Origin of the sequence: Flavobacterium calami (assembly GCF_038290035.1) — a bacterium.
GTDB lineage: Bacteria > Bacteroidota > Bacteroidia > Flavobacteriales > Flavobacteriaceae > Flavobacterium > Flavobacterium calami.
In genome coordinates this window covers 1-1091 of sequence record NZ_JBBYHS010000048.1, presented here as the reverse complement: position 1 = coordinate 1091, position 1091 = coordinate 1, and the positions used below count along the sequence as shown (strand labels likewise).

At 35.3% G+C, this 1091-nt stretch carries 2 protein-coding genes; both read left to right on the top strand.

What is annotated here, in order from left to right:
* Positions 1–16 precede the first annotated feature (16 nt).
* The gene (locus tag AAEO57_RS20825) at positions 17–367 is read left to right on the top strand and encodes an ISAon1 family transposase N-terminal region protein (RefSeq protein WP_341694949.1); all 351 of its coding nucleotides are present in this window, start codon (positions 17–19) and stop codon (positions 365–367) included.
* Positions 360–1091 (top strand): ISAon1 family transposase (locus AAEO57_RS20820; protein WP_423972158.1); only part of this gene is annotated, 732 nt, incomplete at its 3' end. The genes AAEO57_RS20825 and AAEO57_RS20820, both read left to right, overlap by 8 nt.

The window sequence follows — 1091 nt, the reverse complement described above, 5'->3', positions numbered from 1 at the left end:
AAAAAAAAGCATAGAATTGGATTCGTATATAGAGCTATTGAAATTAATCCTACCTGAATTTTTGATTGAAAATTTCAATCTAACATCTTTTAAAAACTCAGAAGAAAATCTGCATTTGTATTTTGAAGAGAAATCTACTATTCCAAAAGAATTTGCATCTCTTGAATTGGTATCCAAAGGTTTTTTGGATCAAGTTACCATTCAGGATTTTCCCTTAAGAGGTAAATTGGTCTATTTGCACGTCAAAAGACGTCGCTGGACTCACAAAAGCACTGCGGAAATTATTAAAAGAGATTGGGCTTTAGTAGCCAAAGGAACACGCATGACTCAGGAGTTTGCGACTTTTTTAAAAGAAATTAATCGATAAGAGCGCTACTGATTGTAATACCATTGGACGCTTTTTTGGAGTCAACGGTAAAAAACTTCAAAGACAATATAAAAAACACCTGAGTTCTTTTAGTACCTGGATTCCACGCAAACATGCCCACCAATGGATTATTTACCCTGAAAACATGGGGTCGCATTTATCGATTGACGAAGTAGCTTTGTCCCAAGGAGAACTTTATACTGTTGTCACCAACAAGAAATTCAAAGGAAGGAAAGGCTCTTTAGTGGCTATTATCTCTGGAACTAAAGCAGATCAGGTAATAGAGCATATCAGCAAAATTGACTATAAAAAGAGAGCTTCGGTAAAAGAAATAACACTCGATATGGCTAATTCCATGAAACTGATCTCAAAAAGATGTTTCCCGAAAGCGATACAGGTGACCGATAGGTTTCATGTTCAAAAATTAGCTTTGGACGCATTACAAGAAATCAGGATTAAGCATCGATGGGAAGCCATGGATTTTGAGAATCAATTGATTCTGCAGGCAAAATCAGAAAACAAAACGTACATTCAAGAGCTATTACCCAATGGAGATTCTGTAAAACAGTTATTAGCAAGAAGCAGGTATCTGCTTTATAAATCACGCGAAAAATGGACTGATAGTCAAAAAGAAAGAGCACAAATGGTATTTGAATTATATCCCGATATAAAGCAGGCATATAATCTAAATCAACAACTTCGAGGGATTTACAACAACAATAAT